Origin of the sequence: Streptomyces sp. WAC 04229 (assembly GCF_003947455.1) — a bacterium.
Lineage (GTDB): Bacteria > Actinomycetota > Actinomycetes > Streptomycetales > Streptomycetaceae > Streptomyces.
In genome coordinates, this window is sequence record NZ_QHJH01000010.1 from 41,337 (window position 1) to 59,677 (window position 18,341).

13 protein-coding genes are annotated in these 18,341 nt (G+C 73.0%); all 13 read left to right on the top strand.

Features of this window, described 5'->3' with window-relative positions:
- The first annotated feature begins 57 nt into the window (after positions 1-57).
- The 13 genes from DMH12_RS04810 to DMH12_RS04870 are packed head-to-tail and all read left to right on the top strand — an operon-like array spanning position 58 to position 18,335.
- The gene (locus tag DMH12_RS04810) at positions 58-1,377 is read left to right on the top strand and encodes a nucleotide sugar dehydrogenase (protein ID WP_125490274.1); all 1,320 of its coding nucleotides are present in this window, start codon (positions 58-60) and stop codon (positions 1,375-1,377) included.
- Complete coding sequence (locus DMH12_RS04815) at positions 1,367-2,653, top strand: glycosyltransferase family 4 protein (RefSeq protein WP_185832146.1); 1,287 nt, start codon at positions 1,367-1,369, stop codon at positions 2,651-2,653. The genes DMH12_RS04810 and DMH12_RS04815 overlap by 11 nt, the downstream gene beginning before the upstream one ends.
- Positions 2,643-4,010, top strand: a complete 1,368-nt coding sequence (locus tag DMH12_RS04820) for a Wzz/FepE/Etk N-terminal domain-containing protein (protein ID WP_125490275.1) — start codon at positions 2,643-2,645, stop codon at positions 4,008-4,010. The genes DMH12_RS04815 and DMH12_RS04820 overlap by 11 nt, the downstream gene beginning before the upstream one ends.
- The gene (locus DMH12_RS04825) at positions 4,007-5,539 is read left to right on the top strand and encodes a Wzz/FepE/Etk N-terminal domain-containing protein (RefSeq protein WP_125490276.1); all 1,533 of its coding nucleotides are present in this window, start codon (positions 4,007-4,009) and stop codon (positions 5,537-5,539) included. Before DMH12_RS04820 ends, DMH12_RS04825 begins: the two co-directional genes overlap by 4 nt.
- Positions 5,540-5,542: 3 nt before the next feature.
- Complete coding sequence (asnB, locus tag DMH12_RS04830) at positions 5,543-7,477, top strand: asparagine synthase (glutamine-hydrolyzing) (protein WP_125490277.1); 1,935 nt, start codon at positions 5,543-5,545, stop codon at positions 7,475-7,477.
- A gap of 16 nt (positions 7,478-7,493) precedes the next feature.
- Complete coding sequence (locus DMH12_RS04835) at positions 7,494-9,680, top strand: bi-domain-containing oxidoreductase (protein WP_185832147.1); 2,187 nt, start codon at positions 7,494-7,496, stop codon at positions 9,678-9,680.
- Positions 9,677-11,653: an alginate lyase family protein gene (locus DMH12_RS04840; RefSeq protein WP_185832148.1), complete on the top strand. Its 1,977-nt coding sequence runs from the start codon at positions 9,677-9,679 to the stop codon at positions 11,651-11,653. The genes DMH12_RS04835 and DMH12_RS04840 overlap by 4 nt, the downstream gene beginning before the upstream one ends.
- A gap of 8 nt (positions 11,654-11,661) precedes the next feature.
- Positions 11,662-13,182 carry a right-handed parallel beta-helix repeat-containing protein gene (locus tag DMH12_RS04845; protein ID WP_125490278.1) on the top strand — a complete coding sequence of 507 codons (1,521 nt, stop codon included), beginning with the start codon at positions 11,662-11,664 and terminating at the stop codon, positions 13,180-13,182.
- A gap of 1 nt (position 13,183) precedes the next feature.
- Entirely contained in the window at positions 13,184-14,425 is a 1,242-nt protein-coding gene (locus DMH12_RS04850) for an O-antigen ligase domain-containing protein (protein WP_125490279.1), read from the top strand.
- Position 14,426: 1 nt separating this feature from the next.
- Positions 14,427-15,668: a glycosyltransferase gene (locus tag DMH12_RS04855; protein ID WP_125490280.1), complete on the top strand. Its 1,242-nt coding sequence runs from the start codon at positions 14,427-14,429 to the stop codon at positions 15,666-15,668.
- Positions 15,665-16,900 carry a class I SAM-dependent methyltransferase gene (locus DMH12_RS04860; RefSeq protein WP_125490281.1) on the top strand — a complete coding sequence of 412 codons (1,236 nt, stop codon included), beginning with the start codon at positions 15,665-15,667 and terminating at the stop codon, positions 16,898-16,900. The genes DMH12_RS04855 and DMH12_RS04860 overlap by 4 nt, the downstream gene beginning before the upstream one ends.
- A complete protein-coding gene (locus tag DMH12_RS04865) occupies positions 16,897-17,691 on the top strand; it encodes a sugar phosphate nucleotidyltransferase (protein WP_125490282.1) in 795 nt (264 codons plus the stop codon). Before DMH12_RS04860 ends, DMH12_RS04865 begins: the two co-directional genes overlap by 4 nt.
- Positions 17,688-18,335 carry a PIG-L deacetylase family protein gene (locus tag DMH12_RS04870; RefSeq protein WP_125490283.1) on the top strand — a complete coding sequence of 216 codons (648 nt, stop codon included), beginning with the start codon at positions 17,688-17,690 and terminating at the stop codon, positions 18,333-18,335. Before DMH12_RS04865 ends, DMH12_RS04870 begins: the two co-directional genes overlap by 4 nt.
- The last annotated feature ends 6 nt before the right edge of the window (positions 18,336-18,341 follow it).

The window sequence follows — 18,341 nt, forward strand, 5'->3', positions numbered from 1 at the left end:
TCCGGCCGGCGCACGGACCGCAGGCCCGGTGGGCCTGCCTGGGGGGAGGAACGCGTCATGAGAGTCAGCGTCTTCGGACTCGGCTACGTGGGCTGTGTGTCGGCCGCGTGCCTGGCCGGCATCGGCCACGAGGTCATCGGGGTGGACGTGAACCAGGTCAAGGTCGACCTGGTCAACGACGGCAAGGCCCCGGTGGTCGAGGAGCGGATCGGCGAACTGATCGCCGAGGTCACGCGGAGCGGCGCGTTACGCGCCACCGCCGACGTCCACGAGGCGGTCGTGAACAGCGAGGTGTCGCTGGTCTGCGTGGGCACCCCGTCGGAGCCCAACGGCAGCCTGTGCACCACATACCTGGAGCGGGTCACCGAGCAGATCGGCGCCGCGCTGGCCGAAAGGGGTGGGCGGCACACCGTCGTCTTCCGCAGCACCATGCTCCCCGGCACCTGCCTCAACCTGCTGGTGCCGATCCTGGAGAAGGCCGTCGGCGGCACGGCCGGCGTGGACATCGGGGTCGCGGTCAACCCGGAGTTCCTGCGCGAGGGCACGAGCGTGCGGGACTTCTTCGACCCGCCGAAGACCGTCATCGGCGAGCTTGATTCCGCCAGCGGCGAGGCGGTGATGGAGCTGTACTACGGCCTGCCCGGCGAGGTGTTCCGGGTGCCGATCCCGACGGCGGAGGCGATCAAGTACGCCGACAACGCGTTCCACGGCCTCAAGATCGGCTTCGCGAACGAGCTGGGCGCGGTGTGCCAGGCGCTGGGCGTGGACTCGCACCAGGTGATGGACGTGTTCCTGGCCGACCGCAAGCTGAACATCAGCCCCGCCTACCTGCGGCCAGGCTTCGCCTTCGGTGGCTCCTGCCTGCCCAAGGACCTGCGCAGCCTGGTCCACGCGGCGCAGCGGGCCGACGTCTCGGTGCCCATCCTCTCCCACGTGCTGCCCTCCAACTCCGACCATCTGCAGCGCGCGGTGGATCTGGTCGAGCGCACCGGCAAACGCCGGGCGGGCCTGCTCGGGCTGTCCTTCAAGCCCGGCACCGACGACCTCCGCGAGAGCCCGCTGGTCGAGCTGGCGGAGCGGCTCTTCGGCAAGGGGTACGACCTGCGGATCTACGACGCCAACGTGAGCCTGTCCCGGCTGCTCGGCGCGAACCGCGAGTACATCGAGACGCGGCTGCCGCACCTCGCGCAGCTGCTGGCGGATTCCGTCGAGGAGGTGATCGACCACGCCGAGGTGTGCCTGGTCGGGACCAGGGACCCGGCCGTGCTGTCGGCACTGCCCCGCGGCGCCGGCGGCCCCGTGATCGTCGATCTCGTCCACCTTCCCGACGCCGAGGCGCGCCGGGCCGAACCGGGGTACATGGGCCTTGCTTGGTGACACGGCGTCGAACGACGCGAAGGGCGGTGCCCGGCCGGAACGGCGCGCGCTGATCCTGGTGGAGAACCTGTCGGTCCCGTTCGACCGCCGGGTGTGGCAGGAGTGCACGACGCTGCGCGACGCGGGCTGGACGGTGCACGTCATCTGCCCCCGGGGGACCAAGCGGGACACGGAATCGGAGGCGGAGATCGACGGGGTGCGGATCCACCGCTACCCGTTGCGCGCGGCCACCGGAGGACCGGCCGGCTATCTGCGGGAGTACGGGGCGGCGTTGTGGCACACGGTCCGGCTGGCCCGGAAGGTCGGCCCGGTCCACGTGGTCCACGCCTGCAACCCGCCCGACCTGCTGTTCCTGCCCGCGTTGTGGATGAAGCGGCGCGGTGCGCGCTTCGTCTTCGACCAGCACGACCTGGTTCCGGAGCTGTACCTGTCCCGGTTCGGCCGCGGCGAGGACCTGCTCTACCGCGGTGTGCGCGCGCTGGAGCGGCTCACCTACCGGGCCGCGGACGTCGTGATCGCCACGAACGAGAGCTACCGGGACGTCGCGGTGCGCCGCGGCGGCCGGCGCCCGGCGGACGTCTTCGTGGTCCGCAGCGCTCCCGACGTCGACCGGTTCCACCCGGTGCCGCCAGAGCCGGAGTTGAAGCGCGGCAAGCCGCATCTGCTGTGCTACCTCGGCGTCATGGGCCCGCAGGACGGCGTCGACTACGCCTTGCGGGCCCTCGCAAGGCTGCGCGACGACCTCGGACGGACCGACTGGCACGCGGTGTTCGTCGGTGCCGGAGACACCTTCGACGAGATGGTGGAGCTGTCCCGGCGGCTCGGGCTCGCGGAGCAGGTGCAGTTCACCGGGCGCATTCCGGACGCCGACCTGGTGCGCTACCTGTCCACCGCGGACGTGTGCCTCTCCCCCGACCCGCGCAACCCGCTCAACGACGTCTCGACCATGAACAAGGTCCTGGAGTACATGGTGATGGGCCGGCCGATCGTCTCGTTCGACCTCCGGGAGGCGAGGGTCTCCGCGGGCGACGCGGCCGTCTACGCGCCCGCCAACGACGAGGCCGAGTTCGCCGGGCTCATCGCGCTGCTCCTCGACGACCCGGAGCGGCGGGAGTGGATGGGCAAGCTCGGCCAGGAGCGGATCGGTGGGGAGCTCTCCTGGCGGAACTCCCAGCGGTCGCTGCTAGCCGCCTACGCCGCCGCCTGCGACGGCCGCATTCCGGTGCCGCCGGCCGGCACGTCAGTACCGGGCGGGAGCCGCACCGTTGAGCGATGACACCATACGTCTGGTCACGATCGGGCGGATGCTCCGCCGGCGTCGGCGGTTGTTCGCCGTCCTCGCCGTGGTGGGCGCACTCGTCGGCTACGGCGCCTCCCTGCTGTTCCCGCCGAGATACACGACGTCGGCATCCGTCCTCCTGCCCGGGCAGTGGGAGCAGCGCGAGCTGCTGACCCAGGCGGAGATCGCGACCAGTTCGGAGGTGGTCGACCGCGCGGCCGCCGCGCTCCACTGGAGCGGCGTGGACGGCATCGACCTGCGGGACCAGGTGGGCGCCAAGGCGACCGACGGGAACATCATCAAGATCTCGGGTACGGCCGACAGCCCCGGGCGCGCGCAGCGGCTCTCCGACGAGGTGGCCCAGCAGTTCGTCTCCTTCGCCGCGCGGATCGCGGGCGACACCACCGGTTCCGACGCGGCCACGGAGTCCGAGGCGCTGCGGCAGCAGGTCGTGCGGACCAACCGCCGCATCACCGATCTGGCCGACTCGGCCGATCCCGGGCGGACCGTGGAGAGCGTGCAGGCCCGCACCGAGCTGGCGAAGCTGCGTACCACGCTGGCGGACGCCATGAACAAGCTGGAGCAGGCCGGCGGGGCGACGGGCAAGGCCAACCTGGTCGTCATGGGGCCGGCGGCCCGGCCGACCGGCGAGGCCCCGCCGACGCGGGTGCACCTCATCGTGGGCGGGTCGCTGCTGTTCCTCCTGCTCGCGGTCGTCGGCCATCTCGTCACCGCACGGATGAACCGCCGGCCGCGCACCGGCCAGGAGATCGCCGGGGCGCTCGGCTCGGCGCTGCTGGGTACCGTCGACGTACCCGGTGAGCGGACGGCGTCCCGCCCGGAAGGCCGTGGCCGGGGGGCCCGGATCGGCGGTCTGCTGGGCATCGACACGCCGTGGGACACGCCGCCCCCGCAGGCGTCCGGCGACGAGGAGGGCAGGCGGATCCGCTACCGGCGGGTGTGCGCCCGCCTCCGGGACCGGCTGCCGGCCCCTCGGCGGCTGCTGGTGGTCGTACCGGGCGGCGACGAGACCGCCCGTCGGGCCGCCCGGCAACTCGTCGCGGAGGCCGGGAGCGATGCGCTGCTGCGGGTGGCGGAAGTCCCGGTGGACCGGCCGATGGTGCCTGATGGCGACGCCGAGTCCGGTGCCCTGGTCGTGCTCGGCGCGGGCAGTCGGACCGCGGGCGAGCTGGCCGGCATCGCCGAAGCCTGTGCGGACGCCGGGCACGAGATCGTCGGTGTCGTCGTCGCCACCACCGTCCTGGCCCCCCGGGCCCGGGCGGACGCGCGCCCTCCGCGTCACACGGCGCCGGCGGTCGCGGTCGGGGACGACGCGAGGGGAGGTTCGGCGTGACGACGGACAGGACCGCGGACTCTCCGGCCGCCGCTCCGCTGCTGGACCTGCAGCCACTGGTGGTGGCGGTGCGCAGGCGCCGCCGCCTCTGGTGCTCCCTGGCGATGCTGGGCCTGGTGGCCGGCGGGGCGCTCGCCGTCCTGCTGCCGCCACCACCGACCGCGGTGACGAAGGTGCTGGTCGCCCACAAGGAGGATCAGCCGAACGACACCGGAACGCTGATCCGCACCGACGTCGAGCTGCTGAGGACGACGCGGATCGCCGAGGCGGCCCTGAAGTCCCTCGAGTCCCCGGAGAAACCGGAGGACTTCATGGCGGACTACCGGGGCACCGGCCTCACCAACAACCTGCTCGAGATCACCGTGTCCGGCGACAGCGACGCTCACGCCGTGGCCCGTGCCGAGGCGCTGGCCGACGCCTTCGTCGCGGATCACGTCCGTCGGATGCGCGCGACCGCGGACGCCGAGTCCAAGGCCCTGCTCGAGCAGCGAGAGCGCACGCGGGACGAACTCGCCGAGGTCAACAAGGCGATCGGGGACCGGTCACCGGAGAGCGACCCGAAGGCGTCGGCGAGCCTCGAATCGCTCTTCGCCCGCCGGGCCGAACTCAGTTCACGCGTCGCCGACTTCGACCAGCGGGCCGCGGAGGCGCGTACCGGCACACCCGGGATCGTCTCCGGCACACAGATCGTGGACGCCCCCCGCGCGGTGCGCCACTCCCTGCCCAGGACCGCCGTCACCAACGCCGGGATCGGACTGGTCCTCGGGCTGGTCCTCGGGCTCGTGATGGCGGCGGTCGGCTCCCTGGTGGCGGACCGCCCCGTGCTGCGCCGGGAGATCGCCGCGCACCTCGGGGCCTCGGTCATCGCGGAGCTTCCCCGCCGCGGGTCGCCCAGGCTCTGGCGGCGCCGACGGATCCGGGCGGCGCGCTCGCGGCTCACCACGTCCCTGGCCCGCACCGTGCGCGGCTCCGCGGAACCGGTGTCGCTGCTGGAACTGGGGTGTGCGCGCAGCGCGGGCGTCATCGCCCTCGACCTCGCGGCGGCACTGGAGGCGCGGGACGGACAGGAGTCGGTGGTCGTCGACGCCCTGCCCGGCCTCCCGCTCGCCCGGCGCCGCCAAAAGCCCGGAGACCCGACCGTGACCGGCGGCGAAGGCTCCGCCGCGGCCGGACCGGAGCAGGAGCGCCGGCTCTACGTCGGCTCGGTGGCGCCGGGCACGGCGTGGACCGATCTGCCGCACCTCGGCAGCCGGACCGTGCTCGTCGTCCGTGCCGGGCACGGCAGTGCCGCCTGGCTGCACACCGTGGCACGGCAGCTAGCCGACCAGCGCGTCACGGTGCTCGGTGTGGTGCTGATCGACCCCGATCCACGGGACCGGACCGACGGGACCCTGTGGGACGGGCAGGCCCACGCGCTGCGCGGCCGCAGCGAGCGGCCGGCCCGGCCGAACGGGACCGAACGACCGCGGACGGAGCGGCTGCCGATGCGGGCGACGCGGGTCCCGGACAGCGACCAGGAGGGGCGATAGGACATGTGTGGCATCGCAGGCACCTACCGATGGCCGGACGGGAAGGCCGTGGCCGACCGGCTGACCGACGTCCTCGCCCACCGCGGCCCGGACGGGGCGGGCCGCTACAGCCATCCCGTCGGTGAGGGCGAAGTGCACCTCGGGCACCGCCGGCTGGCCATCATCGACCTGACCGAGACGGGCGCCCAGCCGATGGTCTCGGGGGGCCTCGTCCTGACGTACAACGGCGAGCTGTACAACGCGCCGGAGCTGCGCGCCGAGCTGGCGGCCGCCGGGGTGCGCTTTCGCGGTACGTCAGACACCGAGGTGCTGCTTGAGGCGTGGCGGCGCTGGGGCACCGACTGCCTGCCCAGGCTGCGCGGCATGTTCGCGTTCGGGATCTTCGACGAGCGGACCGGTGACCTGGTCCTCGCCCGCGACCAGCTCGGCGTCAAGCCGCTGTTCCTGCTCCGGCGCGGCGAGGGCCTGGTGTTCGCCTCCGAGCTGAAGGCGCTCGCCGCCGTGACCGGCGGGTCGCTGGAGGTGGACCACGGGGCGCTGGTCGCCTCGCTGCTGTACTACTGGGTGCCGGACTCGCGCTGCGCGTTGCGCGGGGCGGAGAAGCTGCCGCCGGGAAGCTGGCTGCGGTGCCGGCCCGACGGCCGGGTGGAGCGCGGCCGGTACTGGAACCTGAAGGACGTCGCGGCCGAGGGCAGGGAGCGGGCGCTGAGCGGCGAACGGCCGGACGTCGCGGCGGTCGTCGAGGAGTCCACCCGGCGGCACCTGCTCTCCGACGTGCCCGTGGCGACCTTCCTCTCCGGCGGGCTGGACTCCAGCTACCTGACCGCGCTGGCCGCCCGCGACCGGCCCGGGATCTCCGCGTACACGATCGGGTTCCGCGCCGAGGACGCCAGGTTCGAGGCGATGCCCGACGACCTGCGGCACGCCCGGAGCGTGGCCGAGCGGTTCGGCGTCGACCTGCACGAGATCGAGATCGCACCCGACGTGCTCGACCTGCTGCCCCGGATGACGTACCACCTGGACGAGCCGATCGGCGACCCCGCGGCGATCAACACGTACCTGATCTGCGAGGCCGCACGGGAGGCCGGGGTCAAGGTGATGCTCTCGGGGATGGGCGCCGACGAGCTGTTCGCCGGGTACCGCAAGCACCTGGCCAACCTGCTCGCGCTGCGCTACCAGCGCGTCCCGCGTCCCCTGCGGCGCGGCGTGTCCGCGGCCGTGGACCGGCTGCCGGTCGCCACGGCCCGTCGCGGGTACCGGTCGGTGCGCTTCGCGAAGCGGTTCCTCTCCTTCGCCGAACTGCCCGAGGAGACCGCGTTCCGGCGCAGCTACACCATGTACGACCGGGACGAGCTGCTCGCCCTGGTCGATCCCGACCTGGCCGGGACGGTGGAGGACGTGCTGACCGAGCACGCCGACGTGTACCTGGACAACGACCTCGACGACTTCGTCAACCGGATGTGCCTGGGTGACGCCCGGATGTTCCTGCCGGGTCTGAACCTCGCGTACACGGACCGGTCGAGCATGGCCGCGTCGACCGAGGTGCGGGTGCCGTACGTGGACGTCGAGGTGGTCAAGGCGGCCTTCGCCGTGCCCGGTGACCGCAAGATCGCCGGACGTCAGGGCAAGGCGGTCCTCAAGGAGGCGGCCGTCTCCGTCCTGCCCCGGGAGATCGTGTACCGGCCCAAGGGCCTGTTCAGCGCTCCCCTGCGGGCCTGGATGAGCCGGGATCTGGCACCGCTGGTCCGCGAGGTGGTGCACGACGGCGAGCTGGTCCGGGCCGGGTTGCTGCGCCGCGACGCGCTGGCCCGGCTGGTCGCCGAGGACGCCGCCGGGCACCGGGACTACTCCAAGCATCTGTGGCACGTGCTGACCCTCGAGTACTGGTACCGCGGCGCGCTCTCCGGGGCCGGCCAGCACTCTCCCTCGACGGCGTAGAGACAAGAGGAATTCGGTGAAACAGGTTGTGCAGAACTACAAGAGCGGCGAGCTGACGCTGCTCGACGTCCCGGTGCCGGGGTGCAAGCCGGGCGGTGTGCTGGTGCGGAGCGCCTACTCGCTGATCTCCACCGGGACCGAGCTGATGAAGGTGTCCGAGGCCGGCATGTCGATGGTCGGCAAGGCCCGCTCACGCCCGGACCAGGTCGCCAAGGTGGTGCAGAGCGTGGCCACCAACGGCGTGCCCGCCACCTACCGCAAGGTGATGGGGAAGCTGGACTCCTACACGCCGCTCGGCTACTCGCTGTGCGGGGTGGTCGAGCAGGTCGGCGCCGGGATCGACGACGTGTCGGTGGGTGACGTGGTGGCGTGCGCGGGCAACGAGCACGCGCTGCACGCCGAGGTGAACTGGGTCCCGAAGAACCTCTACACCCGGGTGCCGGACGGCCTCGCGCCGCGGCACGCCGCGTTCGGCACCGTCGGGTCGATCGCGTTGCAGGGCGTACGCCGCGGGGAGCCCCAGCTCGGCGAGGTGGCGTTGGTGATCGGCCTCGGGCTGATCGGTCAGCTGGTGGTGCAGTTGCTGGCCGCGTCGGGGGTGCGCGTGGTCGGCGCCGACCCCGACCCGGCGCGCTGCGAACTGGCCGAGCGCCTCGGCGCGGCGGCCTGCGGCGATCCCTCCGCACCGGCCGTGGAGAACGCCGTCGCCGAACTCACCGGCGGTCACGGTGTGGACCAGGTGTACCTGGCGGCGGGCGGCGGCAGCAACGAGCCCGTCGAGCTGGCCGCCCGGCTGAGCCGGGACCGCGGCCGGGTCGTCGACATCGGCAAGTGCAGCCTGGACCTGCCCTGGAACGCGTACTACGAGAAGGAGCTCGACGTCCGGTTCTCCCGCTCGTACGGTCCCGGCCGCTACGACCCGGAGTACGAACTGGAGGGGCGCGACTACCCGATCGGATATGTGCGCTGGACCGAGCGCCGCAACCTGGCGTGCTTCCTCGATCTCGTCGCCCGCGGTCGCGTCGACGTGGAGCCCCTGGTCTCCCACACGGCCGACTTCGACGACGCCGTCGAGACGTACCAGCGCCTGAAGGACGGCGGTCTCAAGGCCGTGGCCGTGCTGTTCCGGTACCCCGGACACAAGGAGGAGGCCGCGGCCCCGGAGCTGACCGTGCCCGCGGTGCGCCGCGGTGGCGGGGCCCCGGCTCCGGCCCGGTCCGGCAAGGCGTCGGTGCGGCTGGCGTTCGTCGGCGCCGGGAACTACGCGACGTCGATGCTGCTGCCGCACCTGGCGCAGCGCGAGGGCGTCGAGCTGTCCACGGTCGTCACCACGACGGCGCTGTCCGCGGCCAACGCGCAGCGCAAGTTCGGTTTCGCCGAGGCGACCACGGAACTCGACGCGGTGCTCGACGATCCGTCCGTCGACGCGGTGTTCGTGGTCACCCGGCACAGCTCGCACGCCGAGCTGACCCGTAGGGCGCTGCTGGCCGGCAAGGCGGTGTTCGTGGAGAAGCCGTTGGCGCTGACCGAGGACGAGCTGGCCGGCGTGCTCGCGGCGGTCGAGGAGTCGGGCAACGACCGGATCCAGGTGGGCTTCAACCGCCGGTTCGCGCCGCTGCTGCTGGAGGCGCGGGAGCGGTTCGGCGCGCGGACCGGGCCGGCGAGCCTGCGCTACCTGGTCAACGCGGGCCGGCTGGAGCACGGCAGCTGGTACCTCCAACAGGGCACCCAGGGCTCGCGGTTCGCCGGTGAGGGCGGGCACTTCATCGACACGGCGAGCCGACTGCTCGACGCCGACCCGGTCTCGGTGTACGCGACGGCGACGCCCGGAAACGAGGACCTCCAGGTGGTGCTGGGCTACCCCGGCGGCTCGACCGCCACCATCAGCTACCTCACCACCGGCCCGTCCGGCTTCCCCAAGGAGACGCTGGACCTGGTCGCCGACGGCCGGGCGCTGCGGCTCGACGACTTCGTCCGTGCCTCCGTCTACGACGGTGGCCGGAAGCGGTGGGTGAGTTCCCGGTTGCCGAAGGCGCGGGACAAGGGCCAGAACGCCGAACTGGCCGCGTTCATCAGGGCCGTGCGGACCGGTCGGCCGATGCCGGTGCCGCTGGAGTCGCTGGTGGCCACCACCACGGCCACCCTCGCCGTGCAGGCCAGTCTGGCCGGCGGCGCGCCGGTCGCGTTGGCGGCGGCACGATGACGGTGACCTCGGGGAGTCCGGGCTGGTACCTGCGGCGGCTGTCCCGGATGGGGCCGCGGGAGGTCGGTGGCCGGGCGGGCGACGCCCTGCGCAGGCGGCGCTGGCGGTCGGCACCGCCGCACTGCCCGACGGTGACCGGCGCCCGGTTCACCGCGGTGCTGCCCGCGGGGACGGTCGCCGCGGTGGCGCCGGACGCCGCGAAACGTCTCGTCGCCGAGGCCGACCGGCTGATGGCCGGGCACGTCGAGTACTTCGGGGTGGTCCGCGACGACCTGGCCGACCCGGACTGGTGGTACGACCCGAAGACCGGGCGCCGGGCCCCCTGGGGGTACGCCTTCGGGGTGCCGTACCGGGACGAGGAGGTGGTCGGTGACATCAAGCAGATCTGGGAGCTGTCCCGGCACCAGTACCTCACCGTGCTCGCCGCCGCCTACGCGATCACCGGCGACGAGCGGTACGCGGAGCGTGTGGCCCACCATCTGCGGTCGTGGTGGGCGGCGAACGCGCCGCTGCACGGGGTGCACTGGACGAGCGGGATCGAGCTGGGGATCCGGCTGCTGTCGTGGGTGTGGGTCCGCCGGCTGCTCGACGGCTGGCCGGGCGCGGCGGAGCTGTTCGAGCGCAACCCGGTGGCGCTGAACCAGATCTGGCACCACCAGCGCTGGCTGGCGGCCTTCCCCAGCCGGGGGTCGTCGGCCAACAACCACGTGATCGCCGAGGCCGCCGGGCAGTTCGCGGCGTCCTGCGCCTTCGGGTGGTTCCCCACCTCGGCGCGGCTGCGGGCCGACGCGCTGCGCTCCCTGGAGCGGCACCTGCGGGGCAACACCTTCCGGTCCGGCCTCAACCGCGAGCTGGCCACCGAGTACCACGGGCTCGTGCTGGAACTCGGCCTGGCCGCCCTGGCGGAGGCGGATCTCGCCGGGGTGCCGGTGCCGCCGACGGTCCGGCTGGTGCTGCTGCGGATGACCGACGCGCTCGCGGCGATCGTCGACGACCGGTTGCGGCCGCCGCGCCAAGGGGACGCCGACGACGGCCACGGTCTGGTCCTGGACGGCGCGGGCACCGACCGCTGGGGCTCGCTGCTGGCCACCGGGGACGCGGTGTTCGGGCGGCGCGCCTGGTGGCCGGAGGTGACCGGAACCGACGTGCGCACCCCGCTGCTGGCCGCGCTCGTCCGGCCGTACCCGGAGGACGGAGCCGTGCCCCCGGTGACCCGCCCGGCGAGCCGCCCGGCCCACTTCGCCGACGCGGGGCTCACCGTCCTGCGGGGGCCGGCCGGGATCTGGTGCCGCTGCGACGGCGGTCCGCACGGCTTCCTGTCCATCGCCGCGCACGCGCACGCGGACGCGCTGTCCGTGGAGGTCCGGCAGGACGGCGTCGACGTGCTCGCCGACCCCGGGACGTTCTGCTACCACGGGCAACCCGTGTGGCGGCGGTACTTCCGGTCGACGCTCGGTCACAACACCCTGCAGCTGGACGACGCCGACCAGTCCGTCTCCGGCGGCCCGTTCCTGTGGACCCGGCACGCCCGCAGCCGGGTGCTGGTCGCGGACCCGTCCGGGGCCCTGGACGGGGGCACGGCCCGGTGGTGCGCCGAGCACGACGGATACCAGCGCTCCGTGCACCGCCGCCGGGTGGAGCTGACGGCCGCGAGCCGGGAGCTGAAGGTGGTCGACGAGGTGCGCGGCCCGCGCCGGTCCGTGCGGCTGGCCTTCCACCTCGGTCCGGCGGTCACCGCGGACCTGACGGGGAGCCGGGCCGCCCTCAGCTGGACCCGGGACGGCGCGGAGCACTCCGCCGTGCTCGACCTGCCCGGGGAGCTGAGCTGGCGCGCGCACCGCGGCGAGACCGATCCGCCGCTGGGCTGGTACTCCCCCGGTTTCGGGCGCAAGGAACCCGCCACGACGCTCGTCGGCACCGGCTTCTCCGACGGGGCCGAGGGGTTCACCACCGTACTCAGGTTCCACGGCTAGGGGGCCGCGTGGGGATCAAGTGGCGGCGCTGGGCGTTGCCTGCCGCACCGCTGGCGCTGGCCCTGCTGGCGGCGACCGGCTGTGAGAGCACGCAGGCCGCGCGGCCGAAGCCGACCGCCGCGCCGACCGCGCCGGTGGCACGCGTGTGCGCCGAGCCGGCCGCCGGTCCCGCGAAGGCGCCCGCGGGCGCGGTGACGGTGGACCCCGCGGTCGCCGGCGATCTGGCCGCGAAGACCAGGAAGAGTCCGCCGAACACCACGTTCTGGCTGCGTCCGGGCACCCACCGGCTCCAGCCGGACCGTTACGCGCAGGTCGTCCCCAAGGAGGGGAACAGGTATCTCGGAGCCCCGGGCGCGGTGCTCGACGGCCGGAAGACCAACCAGTACGCGTTCGGCGGCACCGCCCGCGACGTGACCATCCGCCACCTGACCGTGCAGGGGTTCGTCGCGCCGCACGACGAGGGCGTGGTCAACCACGACTCCGCCGACGGGTGGGTGATCGAGCACGCGACGATCCAGCACAACTCCGGTGCCGGGCTGATGGCCGGTGCCCGCCAGCGGGTCCGCGCCAGCTGTCTGCGCGACAACGGCCAGTACGGCATGAACGCGTACAAGGGCGGCGGCGGCATCACCGGCCTGGTGGTCGAGGGCAACGAGATCACGGGCAACAACAGGGACGACTGGGAGCGGCGGCGGCCGGGGTGCGGCTGCACCGGAGGCGTCAAGTTCTGGGCCGTCGACGGCGCCGACGTCCGCGGCAACTGGGTGCACGACAACCGCGGAGCCGGCCTGTGGGCGGACACCAACAACAACGACTTCCGCATCGAGGGCAACGTGCTGGAGGCCAACGACGGTGCCGCGCTGATCTACGAGACCAGCTACAACGCCGTCGTCCGCAAGAACACGATCCGGCGCAACAACTGGGTCGAGGGCCGCAGGTACGCCGACCGCGGCGACAGCTTCCCGCTCGCGACCGTCTACGTGTCCGAGTCCGGCGGCGAACCGCGGATCCGGGCCCGCACGGACCGGATCGAGATCTACGGCAACTTGCTGGAGAACAACTGGTCCGGGATCACCCTGTGGGAGAACGCCGACCGGTTCTGCAACAGCCCGGCCAACACCTCCTCCGGCGAGTGCACGCTCCTGGTGAAGGACACCGGCCGGTGCGCACAGCCGGCGATCGCCACCGCACCGCTGTACGCCGACTGCCGGTGGAAGACCCAGCGGGTGGACATCCACGACAACCGCTTCGTGCTGGACAAGTCCGTCGTCGACTGCACGGCGCTCTGCGACCGGATGGCGGTACTGGCGAACTACGGGACCTACCCGGACTGGTCGCCGTACCAGGGCGAGCGGGTGGCGGAGGCGATCACCGGCGAGCAGCACAACCGCTGGTACGACAACGTCTACCTCGGCGCGTGGACGTTCGTCGCCCACGACCCGAGCCGCACCCTCGACTCCGGACAGTGGCAGGGCATGCCGTACCGGCAGGACGAGGGCAGTACCTTCCGTGCTCGGGACGGTGGTTGAGATGACCACCGGCCACACCGCGCCGAGGACCGTGGCGACGGTCTGGGGGCTGCTGGTCCTCAACACGCTGGGTTCCACCGGGGCGGAGACCGTCGTGCCGCTCCCCCGCTCCCTCATCCAGATGGTCACCATGGGCGCGCTGGTCGCCGCGTTCGCGCTGGCGCTCGTGGTCAACCTCCGGCTGCGCGTGCGGGCAAGCTCCTTCCTCCTCCTGCTCACCCTGCTGCTGGTGCCGAGCGTGCTCTCCAGCCTGAGCCTGGAGTCCGGGTTCGGCGCGTTGTTCCGCTGCGCCCGGCTGGCGCTCTTCCTCGCCACCCTGTGGCTGCTCAGCCGCTGGTGGGACGGCGGCACGACGTTCGTCCGGCACCACATCCGGATGTACGTGGCGGTCCTCGGGACGGTGGCCGCCGGCGCGGTCGTCTCACCGGGCAAGGCCATGCCCGACCTGTACGGCGGGCGGCTGGTCGGCGCCCTGTGGCCGCTCACCCCGCCGCAGATCGGACAGTACGCCGCGGTGGTCATCGGCCTGACCGTGCTGCTCGTGCTCGGCCACCGGACCGATAGGACCAGTGCGGCGGTGGTCGTCGTGCCGGCGCTCGTCCTGCTCATGCTGACCCATACCCGGACCGCCACGCTCGGTCTGCTCGTCGGGCTGGCCCTGGCGATCGGCTCGCTCGTCCTGACCAGCGCCGCCGCCCGGCGGTTCTTCGTCCGGGCGGTGGGGTGCGCCGCGCTGGCGGCGGTGGTGTTCGGCTCCGCGCTGCACGCGTGGTTCCTGCGCGGCCAGAGCGAGGAGAACTTCACCAGCCTCACGGGGCGGGCCAAGGTCTGGGACGCCCTGCTGGCGGCTCCCCGGACGACTGCGGAGTACCTGTTCGGCGCGGGCCTGGGCGACAAGTCGTTCGGCGGGCTGCCGATCGACAACAGCTGGCTGGCCGTCTACCACGAGCAGGGCGTGACCGGCGTGGCACTCGTCGCGGGCATGGTCGTCGTCCTGGGCGCCGTCGCGCTGCTGCGGCCGCCCTCGCTGTCGAGGGCCTGCGCGATCTTCCTGATCAGCTACTGCGCGATCGCGTCGTACACCGAGGCGGGGCTGGGCGACGCCTCGCCGTATCTGCTGCACCTGGCCGTGGCCGCGTCGCTCCTGGCGGTTCCCGCCCCGGCGGCCGCTCCCCTGCCGACGCCGGGAGCCCCCGGCCGACACGTACCGCGATGGGCCCGCAGCACACCGGAGGTGACCTGAGATGCACGTGCTCGTGGCGCACAACCGCTACGCCTCGGCGCAGCCGAGCGGGGAGAACAAGGTCGTCGACCAGGAGGTGGCGCTGCTGCGCGGGGCCGGGCACCGGGTCGAGCTGTTCGAGCGGCGCAGCGACGAGATCGCGGCCCGGTCGCTGCCGGGCAAGGTCGCGGTGCCGCTCCTCGTGCCGTGGAATCCGGCGGTGCGGGCGGAGCTCGCCGCGCGGCTCCGTGCCCAGCGGCCGGACGTGGTGCACATCCACAACGTCTTCCCGCTCCTGTCGCCGGCGGTGCTGGCCGCGTGTGCCGACGCGGGTGTGCCCGCCGTCGCCACGCTGCACAACTACACCCAGGTGTGCCCGCCGGGCACCCTGCAGCGGGACGGCCGGCCGTGCACCGAGTGCGTCGGGTCCGGTCCGCTGCCCGCGGTCCGGCACGGCTGCTACCGGAACTCCCGGCTGGCGACGGTGCCGCTCGCGGTCAGCATGTCGGTCAACCGGCGGCGCTGGTGGTCCGGCGTGGAGCGGTTCTTCTGCATCTCCGCGGCGCAGCGCGACGTGCTGGTCGGAGCGGGCATGCCGCCCGAACGGCTGTCGGTGAAGCACAACTTCGTGCCCGATCCGGGCGCCCGGCGGACGGGCCCCGGCGAGCACCTGCTCTTCCTCGGCCGCCTCGCGGAGGCCAAGGGGGTGCGGCTGCTGATGGCCGCGTGGGACGAGATCGCCGCCGGCGGTGGCGTGGGCGTGCCGCTCGTGATCGCCGGCGCGGGGCCGCTGGAGCGGGAGGTGGCCGCCTGGGCGGCGGGCCGGGACGACGTGCGGTACGTCGGCCTGTACGACCCGGCCCAGTGCCGGGAGGCCGTCGCGCGGTCGGTCGCCGTGGTGGCGCCGTCCACCTGGCTGGAGGCGTTCGGCCTGGTGGTCGTGGAGGCGATGGCCGCGGGGGTCCCGGCCGTCGCCGCCGGTCACGGCGCCTTCGTGGAACTCGTCGAGGACGGGGTGAGCGGGCTGCTGCACCGGCCGGGCGAGCCCGCCTCGCTCGCCTCGTGCCTGCGCCGGATCACGGCCGGGGCGTCCCGCAACCGGGAGATGGGGCAGGCGGCCCGGCTCCGCTACGAGCAGGGCTTCAGCCCGGTCGTCGGGCTGGAACGCCTGTTGGAGGGGTACCGCACCGCGATCGCGGATCGGTCAGCACTGGCCCGGGGCGGGCGCGCCCGCGCGGGCAGGGGGGATGGGAACAGCACATGACAAGATGCCGACTCTGCGGCTCCGAGGCGACGGAGAGCGTCGTCGACCTGGGGGCGACACCACCGTGCGAGAGCTTCCTCTCGGCGGAGCAACTGGCCCAGCCGGAGCCGACATACCCGCTCCACCTGCGGGTCTGCACCGACTGCTGGCTCGCGCAGATACCTCCGCTGATCACGCCTGAGGAGACGTTCACGCAGTACGCGTACTTCTCCTCCTACTCGACCTCCTGGGTGGAGCACGCGCGCACCTTCGTCGCCGACGCCGCGGCGCGGCTGGACCTGGGCCCCGCCGCCTTCGTGGTCGAGGTCGCCAGCAACGACGGGTACCTGCTGAGGCACGTGACGGACCGCGGGATCCGCTGCCTGGGCATCGAGCCCTCGGTGAACGTCGGCGCCGCGGCGCGGGAGGCGGGTGTGCCCACGCTCACGGCGTTCCTGGATCCGGAGACCGGCACCGCGGTCCGCGCCGAGCACGGCCCGGCGGACCTGGTCGTGGCCAACAACGTGTACGCGCACATCCCCGACGTGGTCGGGTTCACCCAGGGGCTGCGCGCCCTGGTCGCCGACGACGGCTGGGTCTCGATCGAGGTGCAGCACCTGCTGACGCTGATCGAGGAGAACCAGTACGACACGATCTACCACGAGCACTTCCAGTACTACACGGTCGCGTCCGCGATCCGGGCGCTGGCGAGCGGCGGGCTCGCCCTCGTGGACGTCGAGCTGCTGCCCACGCACGGCGGTTCCATCCGGCTGTGGGCCCGGCCGGCCGAGGCGGCGGGCGAGCCGACCCGGCGGGTGGCCGACGTGCTGGCCCGGGAGAAGGCCGCCGGGCTGCAGGAGCTGTCCGGGTACACCGAGTTCTCCGCCCGGGTGGCCAAGGTGCGCCGGGACCTGCTGCGGTTCCTCGTCGAGGCGGCCGAGCGCGGCGAGACCGTGGTCGGCTACGGCGCGCCGGGCAAGGGCAACACCCTGCTCAACCACTGCGGCATCCGGCCCGACCTGCTGCCGTACACGGTCGACCGCAACCCGTACAAGCACGGCAGGTTCACCCCGGGCACCCGCATCCCGATCCTGCCGCCCGAGCAGATCGGCACCGACCGCCCGGACTACGTCCTCGTCCTCCCCTGGAACCTGCGGGACGAGCTGGTCGAGCAGTTGTCCTTCGTGCACGACTGGGGCGGCCGGCTGGTCTTCCCCATTCCGGAACTGAGCATTGTCGAGGTCAAGCGATGAAGGTCGTCCTGTTCTGCGGCGGTTACGGCATGCGGATGCGCAGCGGCACCTCCGACGACGTGCCCAAGCCGATGGCGATGGTCGGCCCGCGCCCGCTGATCTGGCACGTCATGCGGTACTACGCGCACTTCGGGCACACCGAGTTCATCCTGTGCCTCGGGTACGGCGCGCACCACATCAAGGACTTCTTCCTCAACTACGAGGAGACGACGTCCAACGACTTCGTCCTGCGCGGCGGGCGCACCGAGCTGCTGTCCACGGACATCTCCGACTGGACGATCACGTTCGCGCAGACCGGCATCGAGTCGCCGATCGGGGAACGCCTGCGCCGGGTGCGCCACCACCTGGACGGCGACGAGATGTTCCTCGCCAACTACGCCGACGTGCTCACCGACGCCCCGCTGCCGGAGATGATCGACCGGTTCGCCGCGCGCGATGCCGGGGCGTCGATGATGGTCGTCCCGCCGCAGTCGTCGTTCCACTGCGTGGAGCTGGGCGAGGACGGCCTGGTGGGCGGCATCACCGCGGTCGGCGAACTGCCGCTGTGGGAGAACGGCGGCTACTTCGTGCTCCGTCAGGAAGTCTTCGACCACATACCGGAGAACGGCGACCTGGTCGCCGACGGATGCGCCCAACTGGCCAAGCGGGGAAGGCTGGTGGCGCACCAGCACCGCGGCTTCTGGAAGCCCACCGACACGGTGAAGGAGCGGGCCGCGCTCGACGCCGCCTACGCCCAGGGCGACCGTCCGTGGGCCGTGTGGGAGCGGGCCGGCGTCGGAGCGGGCGCGTGATCGGGCTCGGAGCCGGACCCCTGGACCGGATCGTCGCGGTGGGCGCGCACTGCGACGACATCGCCATCGGTGCCGGCGGCACCTTGCTCACGCTGTGCACCGCGCGGCCGGGTGTCCGCGTCGACGCGCTGGTGCTGTCCGGTGGTGGCGGCGAGCGGGAGCAGGAGGAGCAGGCCGCGCTCGACGCCTTCTGCCCGGGCGCCGATCTGCGGCTGACCGTGCTCAAGCTGCCGGACGGCCGGATGCCCGCGCACTGGGAGGAGGCCAAGGCCGCGGTCGAGGAGCTGCGCGAGCGGGCCGAACCGGATCTCGTGCTGGCGCCGCGCACCGACGACGCGCACCAGGACCACCGCAACCTGGCGGAGCTGATGACCACCGCGTTCCGCGACCACCTGGTGCTCCGTTACGAGATCGCGAAGTGGGACGGCGATCTCGGGCGCCCGGTGGCCTACCAGCCGCTGTCGCCGGAGATCGCGGAGCGGAAGGTACGGCTGCTCCAGGAGCACTACCCCTCGCAGCGGCACCGGCCCTGGTACGACCGGGAGGCCTTCCTCGGTCTCGCCCGGATCCGCGGCATCGAATGCCACGCGCGCTACGCCGAGGCGTTCGCCGTCACCAAACTCACTCTCAACCTGGGGGGTTGAACAACC